Raw genomic sequence first — 18563 nt, forward strand, 5'->3', positions numbered from 1 at the left:
GAATGGAAAATGGCGAAACGTGATCAGAACAAGCTTACAGGAAAACAAAAAGCAGCCATCCTCATGATTTCCTTAGGCCTTGATGTATCAGCTTCTGTGTACAAGCATTTGTCTGAAGAAGAAATTGAAAGATTGACACTCGAGATTTCGGGAGTCAGAAGCGTCGATCATCAAAGAAAAGATGAAATCATTGAAGAATTTCATAATATCGCAATCGCTCAGGACTATATTTCACAAGGCGGTTTAAATTACGCCCGCCAAGTGCTTGAAAAAGCGCTCGGAGAAGACAAAGCGGTAAGCATTTTAAACAGGCTCACCTCTTCTTTGCAGGTAAAGCCGTTTGATTTCGCGAGAAAAGCGGAGCCCGAACAGATTTTAAATTTCATTCAGCAGGAACATCCGCAAACGATGGCGCTGATTTTATCCTACCTTGACCCGGTGCAGGCCGGACAGATTTTGTCTGAGCTGAACCCGGACGTTCAGGCTGAGGTGGCAAGAAGGATTGCGGTTATGGACAGAACGTCTCCTGAAATCATAAATGAAGTGGAGCGGGTCCTTGAACAAAAGCTGTCCTCCTCCTTTACGCAGGATTATACGCAGACCGGCGGCATAGAAGCCGTTGTTGAAGTGTTAAACGGCGTAGACAGAGGAACGGAAAAAACGATCCTTGATTCATTGGAAATCCAAGATCCTGAATTGGCGGATGAAATCAAAAAACGGATGTTTGTCTTTGAAGATATTGTCACCCTTGATAACCGTGCGATTCAGCGCGTGATCAGAGACGTTGAAAACGACGACCTCCTGCTTTCATTGAAGGTTGCGAGCGAGGAAGTCAAAGAGATCGTCTTCAGCAATATGTCACAGCGTATGGTTGAAACGTTTAAAGAGGAAATGGAAATTATGGGGCCTGTGCGTTTGCGTGATGTGGAAGAGGCGCAATCAAGAATCGTGGGCGTCGTCCGCAAGCTGGAAGAAGCCGGAGAAATTGTAATCGCGCGAGGCGGAGGAGACGATATTATTGTCTAATATCATTAAACAGCAATCATCATTTTCTCCTGAACAAAAACGGCGCAAGCTTTCCTTGCAGGAAGTCAGGAAAACACATTCCCATCCAGACCGGGAGGAACCCGAAAATCCAGAGGCTCTCATGGCTTTTGCCAAAGCAGAAGCCGACAGGGTGTCTGAAGAAGCGAAAAATCAATTAGAGCACACTCTTCTGCAGATTGAAGAAGAGAAAAACCGCTGGGCGGAAGAAAAACAAAGATTGATAGAAGAAGCAAAGGCAGAAGGATATGAAGAAGGCATGGCATTGGGAAAAGCCGAGGCTCAAGCTGAATACGCCAATCTCATCAGCCGGGCCAATGCCGTTATGGAAATGGCGAGACAGTCAGTCGAGGAAAAACTGGAAAGCGCTGAGGAAGAGATTATTGAGCTTTCCGTTGCGCTCGCTAAAAAAGTATGGCGGCAAAAAAGTGATGATAAAGAGGCTTTCCTTCTGCTGGTCAAACAGGTAGTAGCCGAAGTAAAAGATTATGATGACATCTCCATCTATGTGGACCCTGAATATTATGAGACGGTTCATCAGCATATGGACGAAATTCAGCAGCTGTTATACAAAGAATGCAGATTAAGCTTATATGCCGATGAAAAAGCCGCAAAGGGAACGTGCTCGATAGAAACTCCGTTCGGACGGGTTGATGCAGGCATAGACACCCAGCTGATGCAATTAAAGCAAAAACTTTTAACGGCGCTTGAGGCGGGAGCGGAGCAATGAAGACACAGTATTTAATAGACTCAATTGAAACAGCGGATCCGTACAAACGCTACGGCAAGGTTAAACGGGTCATCGGGCTGATGATTGAATCAAAAGGGCCCGAAAGCTCAATCGGAGATGTTTGTCTCATTTATCCGAAAGGCCATGCGAGAAAAGCGATTAAAGCTGAGGTTGTAGGCTTCCAAGATGAAAACATTCTGTTAATGCCTTATCTGGAAGCGGCCAGCATCGCGCCGGGCAGCATTGTGGAGGCCACTGGCGAGTCGCTCCGCATCAAAGTAGGCGCGGGTCTAATCGGACAAGTTGTCGACGCGTTCGGCGAGCCTCTTGACGGCCGGGCGCTTCCGAAAGGTTTGTCCCCCGTTTCGACGGAACAGCCGCCGCCAAACCCGATGAAACGCCCGCCGATACGGGAAAAGATGGGTGTCGGCGTCAGATCGATTGACAGTCTGCTGACGGTAGGAAAAGGGCAGAGAATCGGGATTTTTGCCGGAAGCGGAGTCGGAAAAAGCACCCTGATGGGAATGATCGCGAAGCAGACTGAAGCTGATTTAAACATTATCGCACTCGTCGGTGAACGGGGGCGCGAGGTGCGTGAATTCATCGAGAAGGATTTAGGTGAAGAAGGCCTGAAACGCTCGATAGTCGTAGTCGCGACCTCTGATCAGCCTGCCTTAATGCGTTTGAAAGCGGCGTATACGGCCACCGCCATTGCAGAGTACTTCCGCGATAAGGGCCGGAATGTGATGTTCATGATGGACTCTGTCACGAGGGTCGCGATGGCTCAGCGGGAAATCGGCCTGGCAGCGGGAGAACCGCCGACAACAAAAGGATATACACCTTCTGTGTTCGCTATTTTGCCCCGTTTGCTGGAAAGAACGGGCGCGAATGAACAAGGAACGATAACCGCTTTTTATACGGTTCTCGTAGACGGAGATGACATGAACGAACCGATTGCCGATACTGTGCGCGGAATATTAGACGGGCATATCGTTCTCGATCGGGCGCTTGCCAACAAAGGGCAGTTCCCGGCCGTGAACATCCTGAAAAGCATCAGCAGGGTCATGTCTAATATTTCAGACACATCGCATATAGAGGCGGCCAACAAATTCCGCGATCTTCTGTCAACTTATCAAAACTCTGAAGATCTCATTAATATCGGAGCTTACAAAAGAGGATCATCAAGAGAAATTGATGAAGCGATTCAGTTTTATCCGCAGCTTATTCAATTTTTAAAACAAGGAACGGAAGAACCTGCTCAATTGGAAGACAGCATTGCGGCATTGACGAGTCTGACAGGAAAAGAGGAATAAACATCGTGGCATACCAATTCAGATTTCAAAAGCTGCTGGAATTAAAAGAAAATGAAAAAGACCAAACATTGACTGAATACAGACAATCGGTTTCTGAATTTGAGACAGTGGCTGAAAAACTATATGAAAATATGAGCAAAAAAGAATTGCTCGAAAAAGACAAAGAATCAAAGCTGAAATGCGGGATGAGCGTTCAGGAAATGAGACATTATCAGCAATTCGTTTCCAATCTTGAGAACACCATCTATCATTATCAAAAGCTTGTCATCATGAAACGAAATGAAATGAATGAGAAGCAGGAACAGCTCACCGAAAAAAACATTGAAGTAAAGAAATTTGAAAAAATGCGGGAAAAACAATTTAATATGTTCGCACTTGAAGACAAAGCTGCAGAGATGAGGGAAATGGACGACATTTCAATCAAGCAGTTTATGATTCAGGGGCATTAGGAGCGAATGAAATGGCCGATAAAGAAAAGAGATCTGGAAAGTTCGGTTCAATCCTGCTTTTTATCATGATCCCGCTGATTTTTCTGATCATCGTCGCAAGCATCATCCTTTGGGCTGCCGGCGTTGATGTGATGAAGCCGATTCAGGAAACAGCCGCTAAAACGCCTGTTTTAAAAGAATTGGTTCCCGAAACGAAAGAAATGAAAAGCGCGGCGGAAAAGCAGAAGGAAGACAGAACGGCTTCTCTTGAAAAGACCATAAAGGAACAAAAAAGTGAAATTAACATTTTGAATAAAGATTTAGACACAAGTAAGTCCGAAATCGATAATCTGAATCAGAAAATCCGTTCACTGAAACAGGAAGCTGAACAGCAGCAGAAAACGAAGACGGATGAAACGAAAAAAGACGCTGCGGATTCAGCCGGAAAAGATAAAATGATCAACATCTATAAAAGTATGGACAGCGGTAAAGCGGCAAGCATTATCGTAAAGCTGAAAGAAAAAGAAGCCCTCGATATTTTAAACGGATTAAGTAAAAAGCAGCTTGCTGAAATCTTGACGAAAATGACTCCTGAACAAGCGGCTAAATATACAGAAAAACTATCCGCTGACGGAAATAAGGAGTGATGTAAGTTGAAGCTGCTTGAATTAACGGGTAATCGTACGCAGACTGTGCAAAACAGCAATGCGAAGATGAATGTAAACAGCTTAGGTCTATTTCAGAACTGGCTCCTGTCGGAAATCACTTCTCCCCGGCAGCCCGGAGATGAAACAAAAACAAGTGACGCAGAGCTGAATGATGCCCTATCGAAAATCGGTGATTGGCTGAAAGCCGGCCCGGAAGATAAAGAATTGCAGCTAAAAAAGCTGCTTGAGGCGGTAAAAGCTCTTGAAGGAAAGCAGACGGCTGAAACAGCTCTTCCTTTATTGAAACAGCTTGCCGAATCTGTAGAAGACATGTTAGCGGGCAAACAGCATGGGGCGAAGCCTGAAACGGATGAGCCGGATTCTTCCGCAAAAGACGGGGATTCCGTCAAGGATGCGCTTGAGAAGGGGCTGCTTTTCATTCAAGAAGCCGTATCCCAGCTCTTCACATCTCAGCAGGAACTGCCTGACAGCGCGCAGGCAAAGGCGGTTTACCAGGAAGGCGCCCGTTTATTAGAGGCATTGAAAAAACAAGGCGTCCCAGACCGCGTGATTCAAGACCTGCGGCAGACATTTTTTCCGAAAAACGAATCTGCATCTAAACTTTACCCCATGACAGCCGCTGAGCTGAAGAGCTTTCAAAGCGTCGCGGAGCAGCTTGCGGGCCTTTCTCAAAAGGGAACAAAGGAATGGGATATGGCTGAAACTGAGCTGAAAGCTTTTGTGTTATCTCAATCATCTGAATCATCCCAAGAGTCAGCCGGGAAAACAGAACAGCAAAACGGCGGCACGGTTTCTCACGCAAAGGCGTCTGACAGCAAATTGTCTGCACATATACTGTTGTCGGGAACGAGAAGCCTTGCCGGCATTCAGCAAACGTCCGCAGGAGCTGAACAGCAGCCGGCAGAAAATAAACCGTTAACGGATCAGGTCATAAGCGGCTGGAAACAGATGAAATACACGCCTTTCGGGAAAACAACCGGAAGCTTTACGATTCGTCTTAATCCCGAAAACCTCGGATTTGTCACAATTAAGGTGACAAACGAAAACGGGATGTTTCAAAGCAAAATAATCGCATCCAGCCAGTCCGCGAAAGAGCTGCTGGAACAGCATCTTCCTCAGCTGAAACAGTCGCTTCCGAATATGGCGGTCCAGGTCGACCGTTTTACAGTCCCGCTTCAAAGCGGGGATCAGCAGCCTGTTTACGGGCAGACGGCCGATCACAATAAACAGCAGCATCAGGGACAGAGAGAGCAGAAGAACCAGCAGCAGTCAGGCGATTTCGGAGATATGCTGGAGGAGCTTTCTCTCAATGAAATGGAGGAAGAATAGTTGACATCAGTAAACTCGGATTATGCCGCGGCGGGCGCTTCAACCACTTCAAGCGCGAAGAGCACCACCGCAGTAAACAGCAGCACGAATTTAGGGAAAGACGAATTTCTGAAGATCTTAATGACACAGGTTCAAAACCAGGACCCGCTCAATCCGGTTGATGACAAAGAATTCATCAGCCAGATGGCGACATTTTCTTCATTGGAGCAAATGATGAATATGAATACGACGATGACTAAATTTGTAGAAAATCAAGATCCGTTTACGATGTATGTGAACTGGATCGGCAAAAATGTCACATTCAGCGACAGCGACGGGAAGGATCAGACAAGCCCAGTCAATTCAGTCAAGCATTCAAACGGCAATTACGTGCTCGTGCTTGAAAACGGCAAAGAGGTCAGTCCGTGGAATGTCACGGCCGTCAGCGAAACATCTAAATAATAAGAAACTCAGGGGGAATTTAACATGTTACGTTCATTATATTCCGGTATCAGCGGCATGAAAAACTTTCAGACAAAACTAGATGTAATCGGCAATAACATCGCCAACGTCAACACAGTGGGATTTAAGAAAAGCCGCGTTACATTTAAAGATATGATCAGCCAGACAGTCGCCGGCGGTTCAAACGTGACCAATTCAAAACAAATCGGCTTGGGTGCCGCGACTTCTTCCATTGATGTTGTTCATTCAACCGGCGCCCCGCAGGCTACACAGAATAAAACCGACCTAGCCATTGACGGAGATGGCTACTTTCAGATTAATACAGGTGCGGGGATTGTTTACACACGTGCGGGGAATTTCGGAAAGGACAATCAAGGGAACCTTGTTACGACTGACGGGTACTATCTTGAAAAAATCGGCGGCGGCAAAATCAATATTCCGACTGATGCGAAAGATTACAGCATCGGTGCAGACGGAACCGTTACATACACTGATGCAGGGGATGAGGTTCATGATGCCGGACAAATCGGTCTGGTCACGTTCCCTAACAGCGCAGGTCTGGAAAAAATCGGAGGAAACCTTTACAGAGAATCATTAAGTTCAGGAGCTGCGAGCGCAGTCACCACTCCGGGCGAAAACGGAACGGGTAAGCTTTTGGCAGGCTATCTTGAAATGTCAAACGTAGATCTGACAGATGAATTTACCGAAATGATCGTTGCTCAGCGCGGTTTCCAATCAAACTCAAAAATCATTACGACTTCAGATGAAATCCTTCAGGAGCTGGTTAATCTGAAACGGTAAGGAGGGAGGAGAGGCGGTTAGGCCGCTTCTCCGGATTGCATGATTCAAGTCACCCGTTTAAACGGCCAGCCTTTTACGCTGAACGCGCTGTTTATCGAACAGATTGAGTGCTTCCCCGACACGACGATTACACTGTCCAACGGCAAAAAGTTCGTAGTGAAAGAACCGGAAGAAGCAGTTCTCAAAAAAGTCATATCGTTTTACCATAGCATACAAATATTTTCACTGGATCAGGGAATAGAGGAAGAAGAATGAAGAAAAAATTAGTCATCATTTTGCTGATTATTTTAATTGTCATCGCCGGCCTCGGAACGGCAGCATATTTTGTCGTCAGCGGACATTCCGGCAAAGATAAAAAGCCGACAATTGACGAAGTCGTTGCAGCCACTGTGTCTGTCGACGATATCACGACAAACTTAAAGTCTGACAGCATCATCCGTATCGGCATCAAGCTTGAAACCGACTCGGCTAAAGCGAAGGAAGAACTTGAAAAACGCGATTTTCAGGTGAAAGACAACATCATTTCCATTTTAGCTGACACAAGCGCCGGAGAGATTGAGGGAGATAAAGGAAGAGAAGCGTTTAAACAATCATTAAAAGAGAAAGTAAACAGCTATCTCCAAGAAGGAAAAGTTCAGAAAGTGTACATTACCTCCTTTAATCTGCAATAAAAACAAATTTGACAGAATACGGAGGTGAAGAAAATGTCAGGAGAAGTTCTCTCCCAAAATGAAATAGACGCACTGCTTTCCGCCATTTCCACGGGTGAGGCGGATGCGGAAGAGCTGAAAAAGGAAGTTAAAGAGAAAAAAGTAAAGGTATATGATTTTAAACGGGCTCTCAGATTCTCGAAAGATCAGATACGCAGTTTAACCCGGATACATGATAACTTTGCGAGGCTTCTCACAACACACTTTTCCGCCAAGCTCAGAACGTATATTCATATATCCGTCAGCTCAGTTGACCAGGTGCCGTATGAAGAATTTATCCGTTCCATACCGAACATGACGATTTTAAATTTATTCGATGTTCATCCGATGGAAGGCAGAATCATGATGGAGGTTAATCCCTCCATCGCATACGCAATGCTTGACCGCGTCATGGGAGGCATCGGCATCACTCATAACAAAGCTGACAGCCTTACGGAAATTGAAACGAATATTATTTCTAACTTATTTGAAAATGCACTGGGCAACTACAAAGAAGCTTGGCAATCGATTGCTGATATTGACCCTGAAATGACTGAATTTGAAGTGAATCCTCAGTTTGTGCAGATGGTTTCCCCAAATGAAACAGTCGTTGTCATTTCTCTCAATACACAGATAGGTGAAATCAGCGGTGTCATTAATCTTTGTATTCCCCATGTCGTACTTGAGCCGATTATCCCTAAGCTTTCCGTACATTATTGGATGCAATCAGACCGGAATGAAGCGAAGCCCGAAGAAACGAAGTTGCTTGAAAAGCGCATCATGACGGCTCAAATTCCCGTTGTGGCTCTCTTGGGCGCTTCTGAACTGACAATAGAAGAATTTTTAAGTTTGGAAGTCGGGGACTGTATAACTCTGGACAAATCAGTGACTGATCCTCTTACTGTATTGGTCGGAAACAAACCGAAGTTTTTAGGGCAGGCCGGCCGGGTGAATCGAAGACAGGCAGTGCAAATTTTAGATCACGACATAAGAGGTGAACAAGATGAACAATAGATTATCTCAAGATGAAATCGATGCTCTTCTTAACGGCACAAGCAGTCAGTCAGAGGATACAGAACAGCCTCAAGGGGCGAACTTGTCTGAACTTGAGCGCGATGCGATCGGAGAAATCGGGAATATTTCGTTCGGCAGCTCGGCTACGGCGCTGTCCACTCTTTTAAATCAAAAAGTGGACATTACGACGCCGAGTGTGACCGTCATTTCAAAAAGCAAAATCAGTGATGAATTTCCTCATCCGTATGTTGCCATTGAAGTGAACTACACAGAAGGCTTTGACGGCAGCAATTTGCTCGTCGTCGAACAAAGCGACGCGGCCATCATCGCGGATTTGATGATCGGCGGGGACGGCCGGGGCGCCGATCCGTCACTCGGTGAAATCCACCTGAGCGCCGTGCAGGAAGCAATGAATCAAATGATGGGCTCGGCTGCTACGTCAATGTCGACCGTGTTCAGTAAAAAGATTGACATTTCTCCGCCAAGGGTTGAACTTCTGGATGTGACGGAAGAAAAAGGGACTGACAGAATACCTGAGGATGACCTGCTCGTAAAAGTGTCATTCCGTCTGAAAGTCGGCGAATTAATCGATTCGAGCATCATGCAGCTTTATCCGATTACGTTTGCGAAAGATCTGATCGCAGACCTGATGACTGCAGACCAGCATGAGTCAGAGGCCGCAGAAACCGTATCAGAACCACAGGAAACATACGAAACGCCGCAGCCGGAACCTGCCATGCAGCCGGAGCCGCAGGCAAAACCCGAGCTTCCGAAGAGACAGGGAACCGCAAAAAAAGCTGCTCCTGTTCAAGTCGCTCCGGTAGAATTCCAGGCGTTTGATCATAACGAAGCGGCGCAAGGATCAAGGAATAACCTTGATATGCTGATGGATATTCCGCTTTCCGTTACGGTTGAGCTCGGCAGAACGAAGAGAAGCGTCAAAGAAATCCTTGAACTTTCTGCGGGAAGCATTATTGAGCTTGACAAGCTGGCTGGTGAACCTGTTGACATCCTGGTCAACCAGCGGATCGTGGCAAAGGGCGAGGTCGTTGTCATAGAAGAAAACTTCGGCGTGAGAGTCACTGATATTTTAAGTCAGGCAGACCGCCTTAACAATTTAAAATAAGCGAACATAGAGGAGAGAAACAGATTATGGCACACAGAATTTTAATTGTAGACGATGCAGCATTTATGAGAATGATGATCAAGGATATTTTAGTGAAGAACGGTTTTGACGTTGTAGCTGAAGCTTCAGACGGAGCGCAGGCAGTCGAAAAATTCAAAGAGCATTCCCCCGACCTTGTGACAATGGATATTACAATGCCTGAAATGGACGGGATTACAGCTTTAAAGGAAATTAAACAAATCGATCCGCAGGCGAAAATCATCATGTGTTCGGCTATGGGCCAGCAGTCAATGGTTATTGACGCGATTCAAGCCGGCGCAAAAGACTTTATCGTGAAACCGTTCCAAGCGGACCGCGTGCTTGAAGCTATTAATAAAACATTAAGCTAAAGGGTGTACGACTGTTGAAAAAGAGTCATGGTTTACTAGCTTTGATTTGTTGTTTCGTTTTACTCAATGTACATCCGTTCCCTGCTTTTGCGGCGGAGTCTGACAATTCCACCGTCAACGAATGGTTTGACAAACAATCAACAAACAAAACAGAGAAAAAAAGCGATACATCGAAACAAACGGCTGATCAAGAGATAGGGGATGCTTCTGCATCTTCTGTCTCCGCTTTTGATTTTGTAAAGATGATTGGGGCGTTATTATTCGTCATTCTGCTGATCTATGGATTTGTCAAACTGATGAATAGAAGAAACCGTCTGCTGAAGCCGTTTCAATATGTAGAAAATATCGGCGGAACGTCAGTCGGCCAAAACCGTTCCGTGCAGCTGATCAAAGTGGGAAACAGCGTTCTCGTAGTCGGTGTGGGCGAAACGATACAGCTTTTAAAAGAAATTGAAGATGAAAAAGAGCGCGAGGCGATTCTGAGCCAATACGAAGAGTCGATGTCTTCAAAAGTGGAATGGACCAAGCTCGTAAATCCGCGTAAGGATGGAGAAAAAAAGCCGCAAACGATGCTTCCGTCGTTTTCAAAAGCGCTGAAAGAACAGCTGAACGAGCTGAAACAAAGCCGTTCTGAAGGAAAGAAGAAAGGCCCTTATCACCATGAATGAATTCATTAATCTTTTTAATTCAAACAGTCCGACCGAAGTCAGCTCCACTGTTAAATTACTGCTGCTTTTGACTGTCTTTTCAGTGGCGCCGGGGATTCTGATTTTGATGACCTGCTTTACGAGAATCGTCATCGTCCTGTCTTTTGTAAGAACCTCACTGGCGACGCAGAACATGCCTCCCAACCAGGTTTTAATCGGCCTTGCGCTGTTCTTGACGTTTTTTATTATGGCGCCGACTTTTTCAGAGATTAATAAGGAAGCCTTAACGCCGCTGATGGACAACAAAATCAGTCTCGATGAAGCATATACAAAAGCCGAGAAGCCGATTAAAGAGTATATGAGCAAGCATACAAGGCAGAAGGATCTGGCGCTGTTTATGAACTATGCCAAAATGAAAAAACCTGAATCGATTCAGGATATTCCTTTGACGACGATGGTGCCCGCTTATGCGATATCAGAACTCAAAACCGCTTTTCAAATGGGCTTTATGATTTTTATTCCGTTTTTAATTATCGATATGGTCGTGGCGAGCGTCTTAATGTCAATGGGAATGATGATGCTACCGCCGGTTATGATCTCTCTGCCCTTTAAAATATTGCTTTTCGTTTTGGTCGATGGATGGTATTTAATCGTGAAATCTTTGCTTGACAGCTTTTAGGGTAGGTGCTAATTGTGAGTTCAGAATTTGTAATTTCCATGGCGGAAAAAGCCGTATATGTAACACTAATTATCAGCGGGCCGCTGCTTGCGATCGCGCTGATCGTCGGTTTGCTCGTCAGTATCTTTCAAGCGACAACTCAAATCCAGGAACAGACGCTTGCGTTCATTCCGAAAATCGTGGCGGTAATGCTTGGACTGATCTTTTTCGGTCCTTGGATGCTGTCGACGATTCTTTCGTTCACAACTGATCTGTTCTCTCATCTGAACCGATTTGCAGGGTAGAATCAAATGAATTCCATCATTGATTTATTTCCCGCTTTTTTATTGGTCTTTATCAGAATCTCTGCTTTTTTTGTAACGGTGCCGGTGTTCGGGCATCGGAATCTGCCGGCGGTTCACCGAATCGGCTTTGCTTTTTTTCTTTCGGTGATCTGCTTCAGCACGCTGAAACATGCGCCGGAAATAGAAATAGGGGAACAGTATATGCTTCTTGTCATAAAAGAGGCCGTTGTGGGCTTGAGCCTCGGGCTGATCGCTTTCATGATGCTGACAGCCATTCAGATAGCAGGTTCCTTTATTGATTTTCAGATGGGCTTTTCCATCGCCAATGTCATTGATCCGCAATCAGGAACGCAAAGCCCGCTGATCGGACAATTCGTTTATACGCTGGCGCTGTTATTTATGCTCAGCATAAACGCCCATTATCTTTTGTTGGACGGGATTTATTACAGCTTTCAGTATATCCCGCTTGATCAGGCATTTCCGTCGTTTGGAAATGATCACTTTGGACTTTTTATCGCAAAAAGCTTCAATGCCATGTTTATTATCGCTTTTCAAATGTCTGCGCCGGTTGTGGCCAGTCTGTTTTTAGTTGATTTGGCGCTCGGTATCGTGGCGAGAACGGTGCCGCAGCTGAATGTTTTCGTTGTCGGGCTTCCTCTGAAAATAGCCGTGAGCTTTATTATGCTGATCGTTTGTATGGCGGTGATGTTTGTCGTTGTCCGCAACATCTTCAGCCTTACCGTTGAAACCATGCGGAATCTATTGGCATTGGCCGGTGTGACATGATGAGGCTCAGACTGAATCTGCAATTCTTTGCCGGTGAAAAAACGGAGAAAGCCACGCCGAAAAAACGGAAGGATACAAGAAAGAAAGGACAGGTCGCGAAAAGTACGGATGTGAATACAGCCGTTTCTTTACTGATTATCTTTCTTTCGCTGATCGCGCTCGGTCCTTATATGCGGGACAGGCTGCTGTCCTTTATTAAAACGTTTTATACGAAATCGATATCATTACATCTGTCTGCATCTGCCGTGCATGAACTGTTCGTGGATACGGTGAAAGATATCAGCCTCATCCTCGCGCCGATTATGCTGGTCGCGCTTGTGGCAGGTGTCGTGAGCAATTACATGCAGGTGGGTTTTCTGTTTTCTGCGGAAGTCCTCAAGCCTGACTTGAATAAGCTCAGCCCGCTGAAAGGATTTAAGCGGATTTACAGCATGAGGGCGATTGTTGAACTGGTCAAATCCATTTTGAAGATTACTGTGGTCGGTTTTGCCGCCTTTATGGTGCTCTGGCTGCATTATGGCGATATTCTCCGCCTTCCGCTTTTGACTCCTGCGGAAGTGCTCACTTTCGTTTCCAAGCTCACTCTTTGGATGGGGCTTGCGGGATCAGGGGCTTTAATGCTGCTGGCCGGGCTTGATTACTTATATCAGCGTTTTGATTATGAGAAAAATATCAGAATGTCAAAACAGGATATAAAAGATGAATACAAAAAATCGGAGGGTGATCCGATAATCAAGTCCAAAATTAAGCAGAAGCAGCGGGAAATGGCGATGAGGCGGATGATGCAGGAAGTGCCGAAAGCGGATGTCATCATTACCAACCCGACCCATTATGCGATAGCTTTAAAATATGATGAAAAGAAAATGGACGCCCCTTACATTGTTGCCAAAGGGGTCGACCATCTCGCATTAAAAATCAGACAGATCGCCAAAGAACACGATGTCATGACGATTGAAAACAGGCCGCTCGCACGTGCGTTATATGATCAGGTTGACATTGACCAGGCCGTGCCGGAAGAGTTTTTCAAAGTCATTGCGGAAATTTTGGCTTATGTATATAAAACGAAACAAAAAGTATAGTGAATTTCAGATTCAAAAGGAGAGAAAAACAGCATGTCAACAAGAGATTTATCGGTTTTAATAAGTGTTGTCCTCATTGTGGCAATGCTGGTGATTCCATTCCCTCCATGGTTGTTAAGTATTTTGATCATCATTAATATCTCTCTTGCGTTGATCGTGCTTCTCACCACAATGAATATGCAAGAACCGCTGCAATTCTCGATATTCCCGTCATTGCTGCTGTTATTGACGCTGTTTCGGCTTTCGCTCAATGTGTCGACGACACGTTCGATTCTTTCTCACGGAGAAGGGGGAAAGGTTGTTGAGACATTCGGGAATTTCGTTGTCGGCGGAAATGTGCTGGTAGGGCTTGTTGTCTTCATTATCTTGATTATTATTCAGTTTATCGTCATTACAAAAGGCGCCGAGCGGGTATCGGAAGTGGCGGCGAGATTTACGCTCGATGCGATGCCCGGAAAGCAAATGAGTATTGACGCGGATTTAAATGCCGGCATGATTACGGAGCAGGATGCAAAGCACAGACGTGAAAAAGTCGCCCGGGAAGCGGATTTTTACGGCGCCATGGACGGTGCGAGCAAATTCGTCAAAGGGGATGCCATCGCGGGTATCATCATCGTGATGATCAATATTATTTTCGGAATCGTAATCGGCATGCTGCAGCAGGGGATGAGCATACAAGAAGCTGCGTCTCACTTTACAATGCTGACGGTCGGTGACGGTATCGTTTCTCAAATGCCGGCCTTGCTCATTTCAACGGCTACGGGGATTGTCGTGACGAGAGCGGCATCTGAAGGAAACCTCGGTCATGATATTACAGGCCAGCTGTTTGCTTATCCGAAGCTCTTGTATGTAGCCGCGGGAACTGTACTTTTGCTCGGTCTTCTTACACCGATCGGCATTCTGCTGACGGGGCCGATCGCCGGTCTGCTTGCATTCGGCGCTTACATGCTGTCCAAAGCGGATAAGCCGAGCGAAGAAGAGGAAGAAATTCTTGAAGAAGAGGCTCAGGCGGATGAACTGAAAAGCCCGGAAAGCGTTGTGCAGCTTTTACATATTGATCCGATTGAATTTGAGTTCGGATACGGACTCGTGCCGCTTGCAGACGCGGGGCAGGGCGGTGATCTTCTTGACCGCATCGTCATGATCAGACGTCAGCTTGCGCTTGAATTGGGACTTGTCATTCCGGTTGTGCGCATCAGAGATAACATCGCGCTCCAGCCGAATGAATACAGATTGAAAATTAAAGGCAATGAAGTCGCTAAAGGAGAGCTCCTGCTAGATCATTACTTAGCGATGTCACCGACGCCTGAAGATGACGTCATTGAAGGAATTGAAACGATAGAGCCGTCGTTCGGACTTCCCGCAAAATGGATAAGTGAAGCTGCAAAAGATGAAGCGGACATGCTGGGGTATACAGTTGTTGATCCGGCGTCAGTCGTATCTACGCATATTACAGAAAAAATTAAGCAGCATGCCCATGAACTGGTCGGCAGACAGGAAACAAAGCAGCTGATCGATCATCTGAAGGAAAATTATCCTGTGCTTGTTGAGGAAGTCACGCCAAACCCTCTTTCTGTCGGCGATATTCAAAAGGTGCTTGCCAAATTGCTGAGAGAAAAAGTTTCAATCAGAAACTTGGTGACCATTTTTGAAACTCTTGCCGATTACGGAAGATTAACGACAGATTCAGACCTTTTGACAGAATACGCGAGACAGTCGCTTGCCAAACAAATCACGGCACAATATGCGAGAGAGCATGAAACGCTGAAGGTCATCACATGCTCAGGCCGGGTGGAAAAAGCGATTGCAGACGGGGTTCAGCAGACTGAACAGGGCAATTACCTGTCACTCGACCCTGAGGTTTCAGACAGCATCATCCGTTCTGTCGCTAAAGAGGCCGAGCAGCTTTCCATCCGCCAGGAGTCGGCGATTCTTCTTTGCTCGCCTGCTGTCAGAATGTATGTAAAACAGCTGTTAGAACGGTATTTCCCTGATCTTCCGGTTCTTTCTTATAATGAGCTGGAAGCAAATGTTGAAGTACAGAGCATTGGAGTGGTGGATATTTAATGAAAATAAAAAAATTTACAGCCGCTTCAATGCAGGATGCCGCGAAGCAAATCAAAAAGGAACTCGGCAATGATGCCGTTATTTTACATTCCAAACAAGTAAAGAAACGAAAATGGCTGGGGCTGCGGTCGCAGCAGGCCGTCGAAGTGATAGCGGTTTTAGATCGTGACGTCAGGGAAGCGAGAAAAACGCCGCCGGCTGCCGCTGAAGAAGTGAAAAAGACGAAAACGGCGGAGAAAGCTGAGCCTGTTCAGCCGCCGCGTCTTCCGGATCAAAGTATTTCCGGCGAACTGGCGCATTTTAAAGAAGTGCTCCCTGAACCATTAAAAAAAGCCGAGAGACTATTGAAGCAAGCCGGGCTTCCTGATCATACGCAAAACGCCGTACTCAGTGAACTGCTCCGTTCTTCAATTGTTTCCGGAGATTTAACTGAAGATAATGTCAGCTCCAAACTGCAGGATTTGTTAGTGAAAAAACTCCCTTCGGCAGACAGGTGGCAGGAAGGGATTCAATCAAAATACGTCGTGCTTTTCGGTTCAACCGGGGCCGGCAAAACGACTACACTTGCGAAACTCGCGGCCTCATCAATGCTGACAGAGCATAAAAAAATTGCCTTTATGACGACGGATACTTACCGGATTGCCGCGGTCGAGCAGCTGAAGACATATGCGGAGCTGCTTCAGGCTCCTCTTGAAGTATGCTATTCAAAGGAAGAATGTCTGAAGGCACTGGAAAAATTCGCTGAATATGACCATGTTTTCATTGATACAGCCGGTAGAAACTTTAAAGAAGAGCAGTATATTACGGAATTACAAGAGATGATTCCGTTTGAATCAGGCTTACAATCCTTTCTCGTATTATCGGCATCTGCAAAATATGACGATATGAAACAGGTGCTGAAACAGTTTTCAGGTGTGCCGGTCAATCAATTCATTTTCACGAAAACGGATGAAACCGCCTCACTCGGCTCCGTGTTTCAAGTGCTGTCGGAATCAAGGATCGGCGCCGCCTATTTGACAAATGGACAGGATGTGCCTGAAGACATCCTATCGGCTTCACCAAAAGAGTTTGTAAGGATGCTTTTGACATGAAACCCGATCAGGCAGAGTCATTAAGAAGGAAAATGAGAGAGCGGCAAATGATCAAGCCGGAGCTTTATGAGAAAAAAGCGAAGACATTAGCCGTCATCAGCGGTAAAGGCGGCGTCGGAAAATCTAATTTAACATTAAACATGGCAGTTGCCCTGCAGGAAAAAGGAAAAAAAGCACTCATCATTGATCTTGACATCGGAATGGGCAACATTGATGTGCTGATCGGCGCTGCTTCTTCCCGCACCATTATTGATGTGATGGAGAATCGGCACGCATTGGCGCAATCACTGTCCTCCGGTCCGAAAGGCCTTCGCTACATATCCGGAGGAACGGGGCTTGAGGCGATCTATCAAGCAGACGGAGAGAAGTGGGCGGCTTTTATGAATGGTCTTTCCGCTGTATTAAGCGATTTTGATTACGTTCTGTTTGATATGGGAGCGGGACTTTCAAAAGAACAGCTGCCGTTTATTTTATCGGCGGAAGACATTCTCGCCGTGACAACGCCTGAGCCGACGGCCATTATGGATGCCTACAGCGCGATCAAACATCTCTTGCTCGCGGATGAACGGCTGACCGTAAACATTGCCGTCAATCGCGCCCGCGCCCAAAAACAGGCGCTGGACACGTACAACCGCCTTTCTCATGCAATTCACACGTTTTTAGGCGCGGAGGTGCGTTTCGCCGGCTCCATACCCGATGACCCGCTAGTAAGTCAAGCCGTCATTGACCAGGTGCCTTTTTTAATAAAAAGTCCTCAAGCAAAAGCCAGCAGGTCCGTCCGTCTTCTGACGGATGTCTTGTTTCAAACGGAAGAAAACAAACCAAGAGAAGAGAAACCGGCATTTATTGAGAGATTATCTTCTTTTTTATTGAGGAGGACTTTACAGTGATTCGTGTGCTTGTCGTTGATGACTCAGCTTTTATGAGAAAGATGATTACCGATTTTCTGGCTGCGGAAGTGCAGATAGAAGTCATCGGGACAGCCAGAAACGGGGAAGAGGCGCTGAAGAAAATAGAGCTTCTCAAGCCTGATGTTGTCACGCTTGATATTGAAATGCCGGTCATGAACGGAACGGACACATTGCGGAAGATCATCAGCATATATAAACTTCCCGTAATCATGGTATCGAGCCAGACACAGCAAGGGAAGGACCAAACGATCAACTGTCTGGAAATGGGCGCTTTTGATTTTATCACCAAGCCTTCCGGAGCGATTTCACTTGATCTTTATAAAATTAAAGAGCAGCTGATTGAGAGGGTGATTGCAGCCGGGCTGTCCTGCGCACAAAAACCTGAGGCGGCAGTGAAAGAGTCTTCTATCCCGGAACGTCCGGCTTTGGCGGGATTTGAAAGACCGAAAGCAAAATCCGCCAAGCAGGCCGTATTCATCGCGACCTCTACAGGCGGACCGCGGGCTCTGCAAAAGGTGATTCCGAAACTGCCGAAGGATTTAAAGGCGCCTGTATTTGTCGTTCAGCACATGCCTGAAGGCTTCACCGCTTCACTTGCAGACAGACTCAACCATTTGTCAGATATTCAGGTCAAAGAAGCGGAAAACGGTGAAGAAGCGAAAGACGGATGGGTGTACATCGCGCCCGGCGGAAAAAATATGACGGTTGCAGAGGAAGGCGGAAGGCTCCGCATCATTCTTGACGTTCATGATACGGAAAGCCGGCATAAACCGTCAGCCGATTATTTGTTTCGGTCGGCAAGCCGCTTATCCGATTACGAAAAGGTAGCCGTCATTATGACCGGCATGGGCAGCGACGGAACCGAGGGCGTAAAAGAAATGCTCAGAACAGGCGGCGTTAAAACGATTGCGGAATCGGACGAATCCTGTGTTGTGTTCGGAATGCCGAAGTCAGCGATAAAGGCGGGCCTCATTCATGAGATTAAACATGTGGAAGATATCGCGGCATCCATCACCGGATGTGTGAAAAAAGAGAGGGTGTGAATCA

Annotated in this window: 22 protein-coding genes; all 22 read left to right on the top strand. The window is 46.2% G+C overall.

Going from position 1 to position 18563, the window contains the following annotated elements:
• Nucleotides 1-9 precede the first annotated feature (9 nt).
• Genes fliG through JNUCC21_RS08620 form a run of 22 tightly spaced genes read left to right on the top strand, consistent with a single transcriptional unit; the run spans nucleotide 10 to nucleotide 18559 of the window.
• Entirely contained in the window at nucleotides 10-1026 is a 1017-nt protein-coding gene (gene fliG, locus JNUCC21_RS08515) for a flagellar motor switch protein FliG (protein WP_003154256.1), read from the top strand.
• Nucleotides 1019-1774, top strand: coding sequence for a flagellar assembly protein FliH (fliH, locus tag JNUCC21_RS08520; RefSeq protein ID WP_015239852.1), 756 nt, complete (start codon nucleotides 1019-1021; stop codon nucleotides 1772-1774). The genes fliG and fliH overlap by 8 nt, the downstream gene beginning before the upstream one ends.
• The gene (gene fliI / locus JNUCC21_RS08525) at nucleotides 1771-3087 is read left to right on the top strand and encodes a flagellar protein export ATPase FliI (RefSeq protein WP_015239853.1); all 1317 of its coding nucleotides are present in this window, start codon (nucleotides 1771-1773) and stop codon (nucleotides 3085-3087) included. Before fliH ends, fliI begins: the two co-directional genes overlap by 4 nt.
• A gap of 5 nt (nucleotides 3088-3092) precedes the next feature.
• The gene (gene fliJ, locus JNUCC21_RS08530; RefSeq protein ID WP_003154253.1) at nucleotides 3093-3536 is read left to right on the top strand and encodes a flagellar export protein FliJ; all 444 of its coding nucleotides are present in this window, start codon (nucleotides 3093-3095) and stop codon (nucleotides 3534-3536) included.
• Between the two features lie 11 nt (nucleotides 3537-3547).
• Nucleotides 3548-4162: a MotE family protein gene (locus JNUCC21_RS08535; RefSeq protein WP_007409780.1), complete on the top strand. Its 615-nt coding sequence runs from the start codon at nucleotides 3548-3550 to the stop codon at nucleotides 4160-4162.
• A 6-nt stretch (nucleotides 4163-4168) separates the two neighbouring features.
• Nucleotides 4169-5512 carry a flagellar hook-length control protein FliK gene (locus JNUCC21_RS08540; RefSeq protein WP_369878741.1) on the top strand — a complete coding sequence of 448 codons (1344 nt, stop codon included), beginning with the start codon at nucleotides 4169-4171 and terminating at the stop codon, nucleotides 5510-5512.
• The gene (flgD, locus tag JNUCC21_RS08545; RefSeq protein WP_012117554.1) at nucleotides 5513-5953 is read left to right on the top strand and encodes a flagellar hook assembly protein FlgD; all 441 of its coding nucleotides are present in this window, start codon (nucleotides 5513-5515) and stop codon (nucleotides 5951-5953) included.
• Nucleotides 5954-5977: 24 nt separating this feature from the next.
• Nucleotides 5978-6754 carry a flagellar basal body rod protein FlgG gene (gene flgG / locus JNUCC21_RS08550; RefSeq protein ID WP_007409783.1) on the top strand — a complete coding sequence of 259 codons (777 nt, stop codon included), beginning with the start codon at nucleotides 5978-5980 and terminating at the stop codon, nucleotides 6752-6754.
• Nucleotides 6755-6793: 39 nt separating this feature from the next.
• On the top strand, nucleotides 6794-7009 hold the full coding sequence (locus JNUCC21_RS08555) for a flagellar FlbD family protein (protein ID WP_003154243.1): 216 nt from the start codon (nucleotides 6794-6796) through the stop codon (nucleotides 7007-7009).
• Nucleotides 7006-7425: a flagellar basal body-associated protein FliL gene (fliL, locus tag JNUCC21_RS08560; RefSeq protein ID WP_003154241.1), complete on the top strand. Its 420-nt coding sequence runs from the start codon at nucleotides 7006-7008 to the stop codon at nucleotides 7423-7425. Before JNUCC21_RS08555 ends, fliL begins: the two co-directional genes overlap by 4 nt.
• A gap of 33 nt (nucleotides 7426-7458) precedes the next feature.
• Nucleotides 7459-8457 carry a flagellar motor switch protein FliM gene (gene fliM, locus JNUCC21_RS08565; protein WP_369878742.1) on the top strand — a complete coding sequence of 333 codons (999 nt, stop codon included), beginning with the start codon at nucleotides 7459-7461 and terminating at the stop codon, nucleotides 8455-8457.
• Nucleotides 8447-9583, top strand: a complete 1137-nt coding sequence (gene fliY / locus JNUCC21_RS08570; RefSeq protein ID WP_025284727.1) for a flagellar motor switch phosphatase FliY — start codon at nucleotides 8447-8449, stop codon at nucleotides 9581-9583. Before fliM ends, fliY begins: the two co-directional genes overlap by 11 nt.
• Before the next feature lie 26 nt (nucleotides 9584-9609).
• The gene (cheY, locus tag JNUCC21_RS08575) at nucleotides 9610-9972 is read left to right on the top strand and encodes a chemotaxis protein CheY (protein WP_003154238.1); all 363 of its coding nucleotides are present in this window, start codon (nucleotides 9610-9612) and stop codon (nucleotides 9970-9972) included.
• 14 nt (nucleotides 9973-9986) lie between these two features.
• The gene (fliZ, locus tag JNUCC21_RS08580) at nucleotides 9987-10640 is read left to right on the top strand and encodes a flagella biosynthesis regulatory protein FliZ (RefSeq protein ID WP_003154237.1); all 654 of its coding nucleotides are present in this window, start codon (nucleotides 9987-9989) and stop codon (nucleotides 10638-10640) included.
• Nucleotides 10633-11298 (top strand): flagellar type III secretion system pore protein FliP, encoded by a 666-nt coding sequence (gene fliP / locus JNUCC21_RS08585; RefSeq protein WP_012117556.1) that lies wholly within the window; start codon nucleotides 10633-10635, stop codon nucleotides 11296-11298. Before fliZ ends, fliP begins: the two co-directional genes overlap by 8 nt.
• Before the next feature lie 14 nt (nucleotides 11299-11312).
• Nucleotides 11313-11582, top strand: coding sequence for a flagellar biosynthesis protein FliQ (gene fliQ / locus JNUCC21_RS08590; protein WP_253599908.1), 270 nt, complete (start codon nucleotides 11313-11315; stop codon nucleotides 11580-11582).
• Nucleotides 11583-11588: 6 nt separating this feature from the next.
• On the top strand, nucleotides 11589-12368 hold the full coding sequence (gene fliR, locus JNUCC21_RS08595; protein WP_369878743.1) for a flagellar biosynthetic protein FliR: 780 nt from the start codon (nucleotides 11589-11591) through the stop codon (nucleotides 12366-12368).
• Nucleotides 12368-13447 carry a flagellar biosynthesis protein FlhB gene (gene flhB, locus JNUCC21_RS08600; protein WP_007409787.1) on the top strand — a complete coding sequence of 360 codons (1080 nt, stop codon included), beginning with the start codon at nucleotides 12368-12370 and terminating at the stop codon, nucleotides 13445-13447. The genes fliR and flhB overlap by 1 nt, the downstream gene beginning before the upstream one ends.
• A gap of 33 nt (nucleotides 13448-13480) precedes the next feature.
• On the top strand, nucleotides 13481-15514 hold the full coding sequence (gene flhA / locus JNUCC21_RS08605) for a flagellar biosynthesis protein FlhA (protein ID WP_007409788.1): 2034 nt from the start codon (nucleotides 13481-13483) through the stop codon (nucleotides 15512-15514).
• Complete coding sequence (gene flhF / locus JNUCC21_RS08610) at nucleotides 15514-16605, top strand: flagellar biosynthesis protein FlhF (protein WP_099566742.1); 1092 nt, start codon at nucleotides 15514-15516, stop codon at nucleotides 16603-16605. The genes flhA and flhF overlap by 1 nt, the downstream gene beginning before the upstream one ends.
• Entirely contained in the window at nucleotides 16602-17495 is an 894-nt protein-coding gene (locus tag JNUCC21_RS08615; protein WP_015239860.1) for a MinD/ParA family protein, read from the top strand. Before flhF ends, JNUCC21_RS08615 begins: the two co-directional genes overlap by 4 nt.
• Entirely contained in the window at nucleotides 17492-18559 is a 1068-nt protein-coding gene (locus tag JNUCC21_RS08620) for a chemotaxis response regulator protein-glutamate methylesterase (protein WP_015239861.1), read from the top strand. The genes JNUCC21_RS08615 and JNUCC21_RS08620 overlap by 4 nt, the downstream gene beginning before the upstream one ends.
• Nucleotides 18560-18563 lie beyond the last annotated feature (4 nt).

Source organism: Bacillus sp. JNUCC-21 (assembly GCF_041222765.1).
GTDB classification, from domain to species: Bacteria; Bacillota; Bacilli; order Bacillales; family Bacillaceae; genus Bacillus; species Bacillus velezensis.

What these genes read in the sequence shown, in the direction of transcription:
- flhB (WP_007409787.1), top strand. Translation starts at nt 12,368, where the DNA reads ATGAGGCTCAGACTGAATCTGCAATTCTTTGCCGGTGAAAAAACGGAG.
- fliR (WP_369878743.1), top strand. Translation starts at nt 11,589, where the DNA reads ATGAATTCCATCATTGATTTATTTCCCGCTTTTTTATTGGTCTTTATC.
- JNUCC21_RS08535 (WP_007409780.1), top strand. Translation starts at nt 3,548, where the DNA reads ATGGCCGATAAAGAAAAGAGATCTGGAAAGTTCGGTTCAATCCTGCTT.
- fliG (WP_003154256.1), top strand. Translation starts at nt 10, where the DNA reads ATGGCGAAACGTGATCAGAACAAGCTTACAGGAAAACAAAAAGCAGCC.
- JNUCC21_RS08555 (WP_003154243.1), top strand. Translation starts at nt 6,794, where the DNA reads ATGATTCAAGTCACCCGTTTAAACGGCCAGCCTTTTACGCTGAACGCG.
- flhF (WP_099566742.1), top strand. Translation starts at nt 15,514, where the DNA reads ATGAAAATAAAAAAATTTACAGCCGCTTCAATGCAGGATGCCGCGAAG.
- flhA (WP_007409788.1), top strand. Translation starts at nt 13,481, where the DNA reads ATGTCAACAAGAGATTTATCGGTTTTAATAAGTGTTGTCCTCATTGTG.
- JNUCC21_RS08615 (WP_015239860.1), top strand. Translation starts at nt 16,602, where the DNA reads ATGAAACCCGATCAGGCAGAGTCATTAAGAAGGAAAATGAGAGAGCGG.
- fliY (WP_025284727.1), top strand. Translation starts at nt 8,447, where the DNA reads ATGAACAATAGATTATCTCAAGATGAAATCGATGCTCTTCTTAACGGC.
- fliI (WP_015239853.1), top strand. Translation starts at nt 1,771, where the DNA reads ATGAAGACACAGTATTTAATAGACTCAATTGAAACAGCGGATCCGTAC.
- fliL (WP_003154241.1), top strand. Translation starts at nt 7,006, where the DNA reads ATGAAGAAAAAATTAGTCATCATTTTGCTGATTATTTTAATTGTCATC.
- fliM (WP_369878742.1), top strand. Translation starts at nt 7,459, where the DNA reads ATGTCAGGAGAAGTTCTCTCCCAAAATGAAATAGACGCACTGCTTTCC.
- flgG (WP_007409783.1), top strand. Translation starts at nt 5,978, where the DNA reads ATGTTACGTTCATTATATTCCGGTATCAGCGGCATGAAAAACTTTCAG.
- fliP (WP_012117556.1), top strand. Translation starts at nt 10,633, where the DNA reads ATGAATGAATTCATTAATCTTTTTAATTCAAACAGTCCGACCGAAGTC.
- cheY (WP_003154238.1), top strand. Translation starts at nt 9,610, where the DNA reads ATGGCACACAGAATTTTAATTGTAGACGATGCAGCATTTATGAGAATG.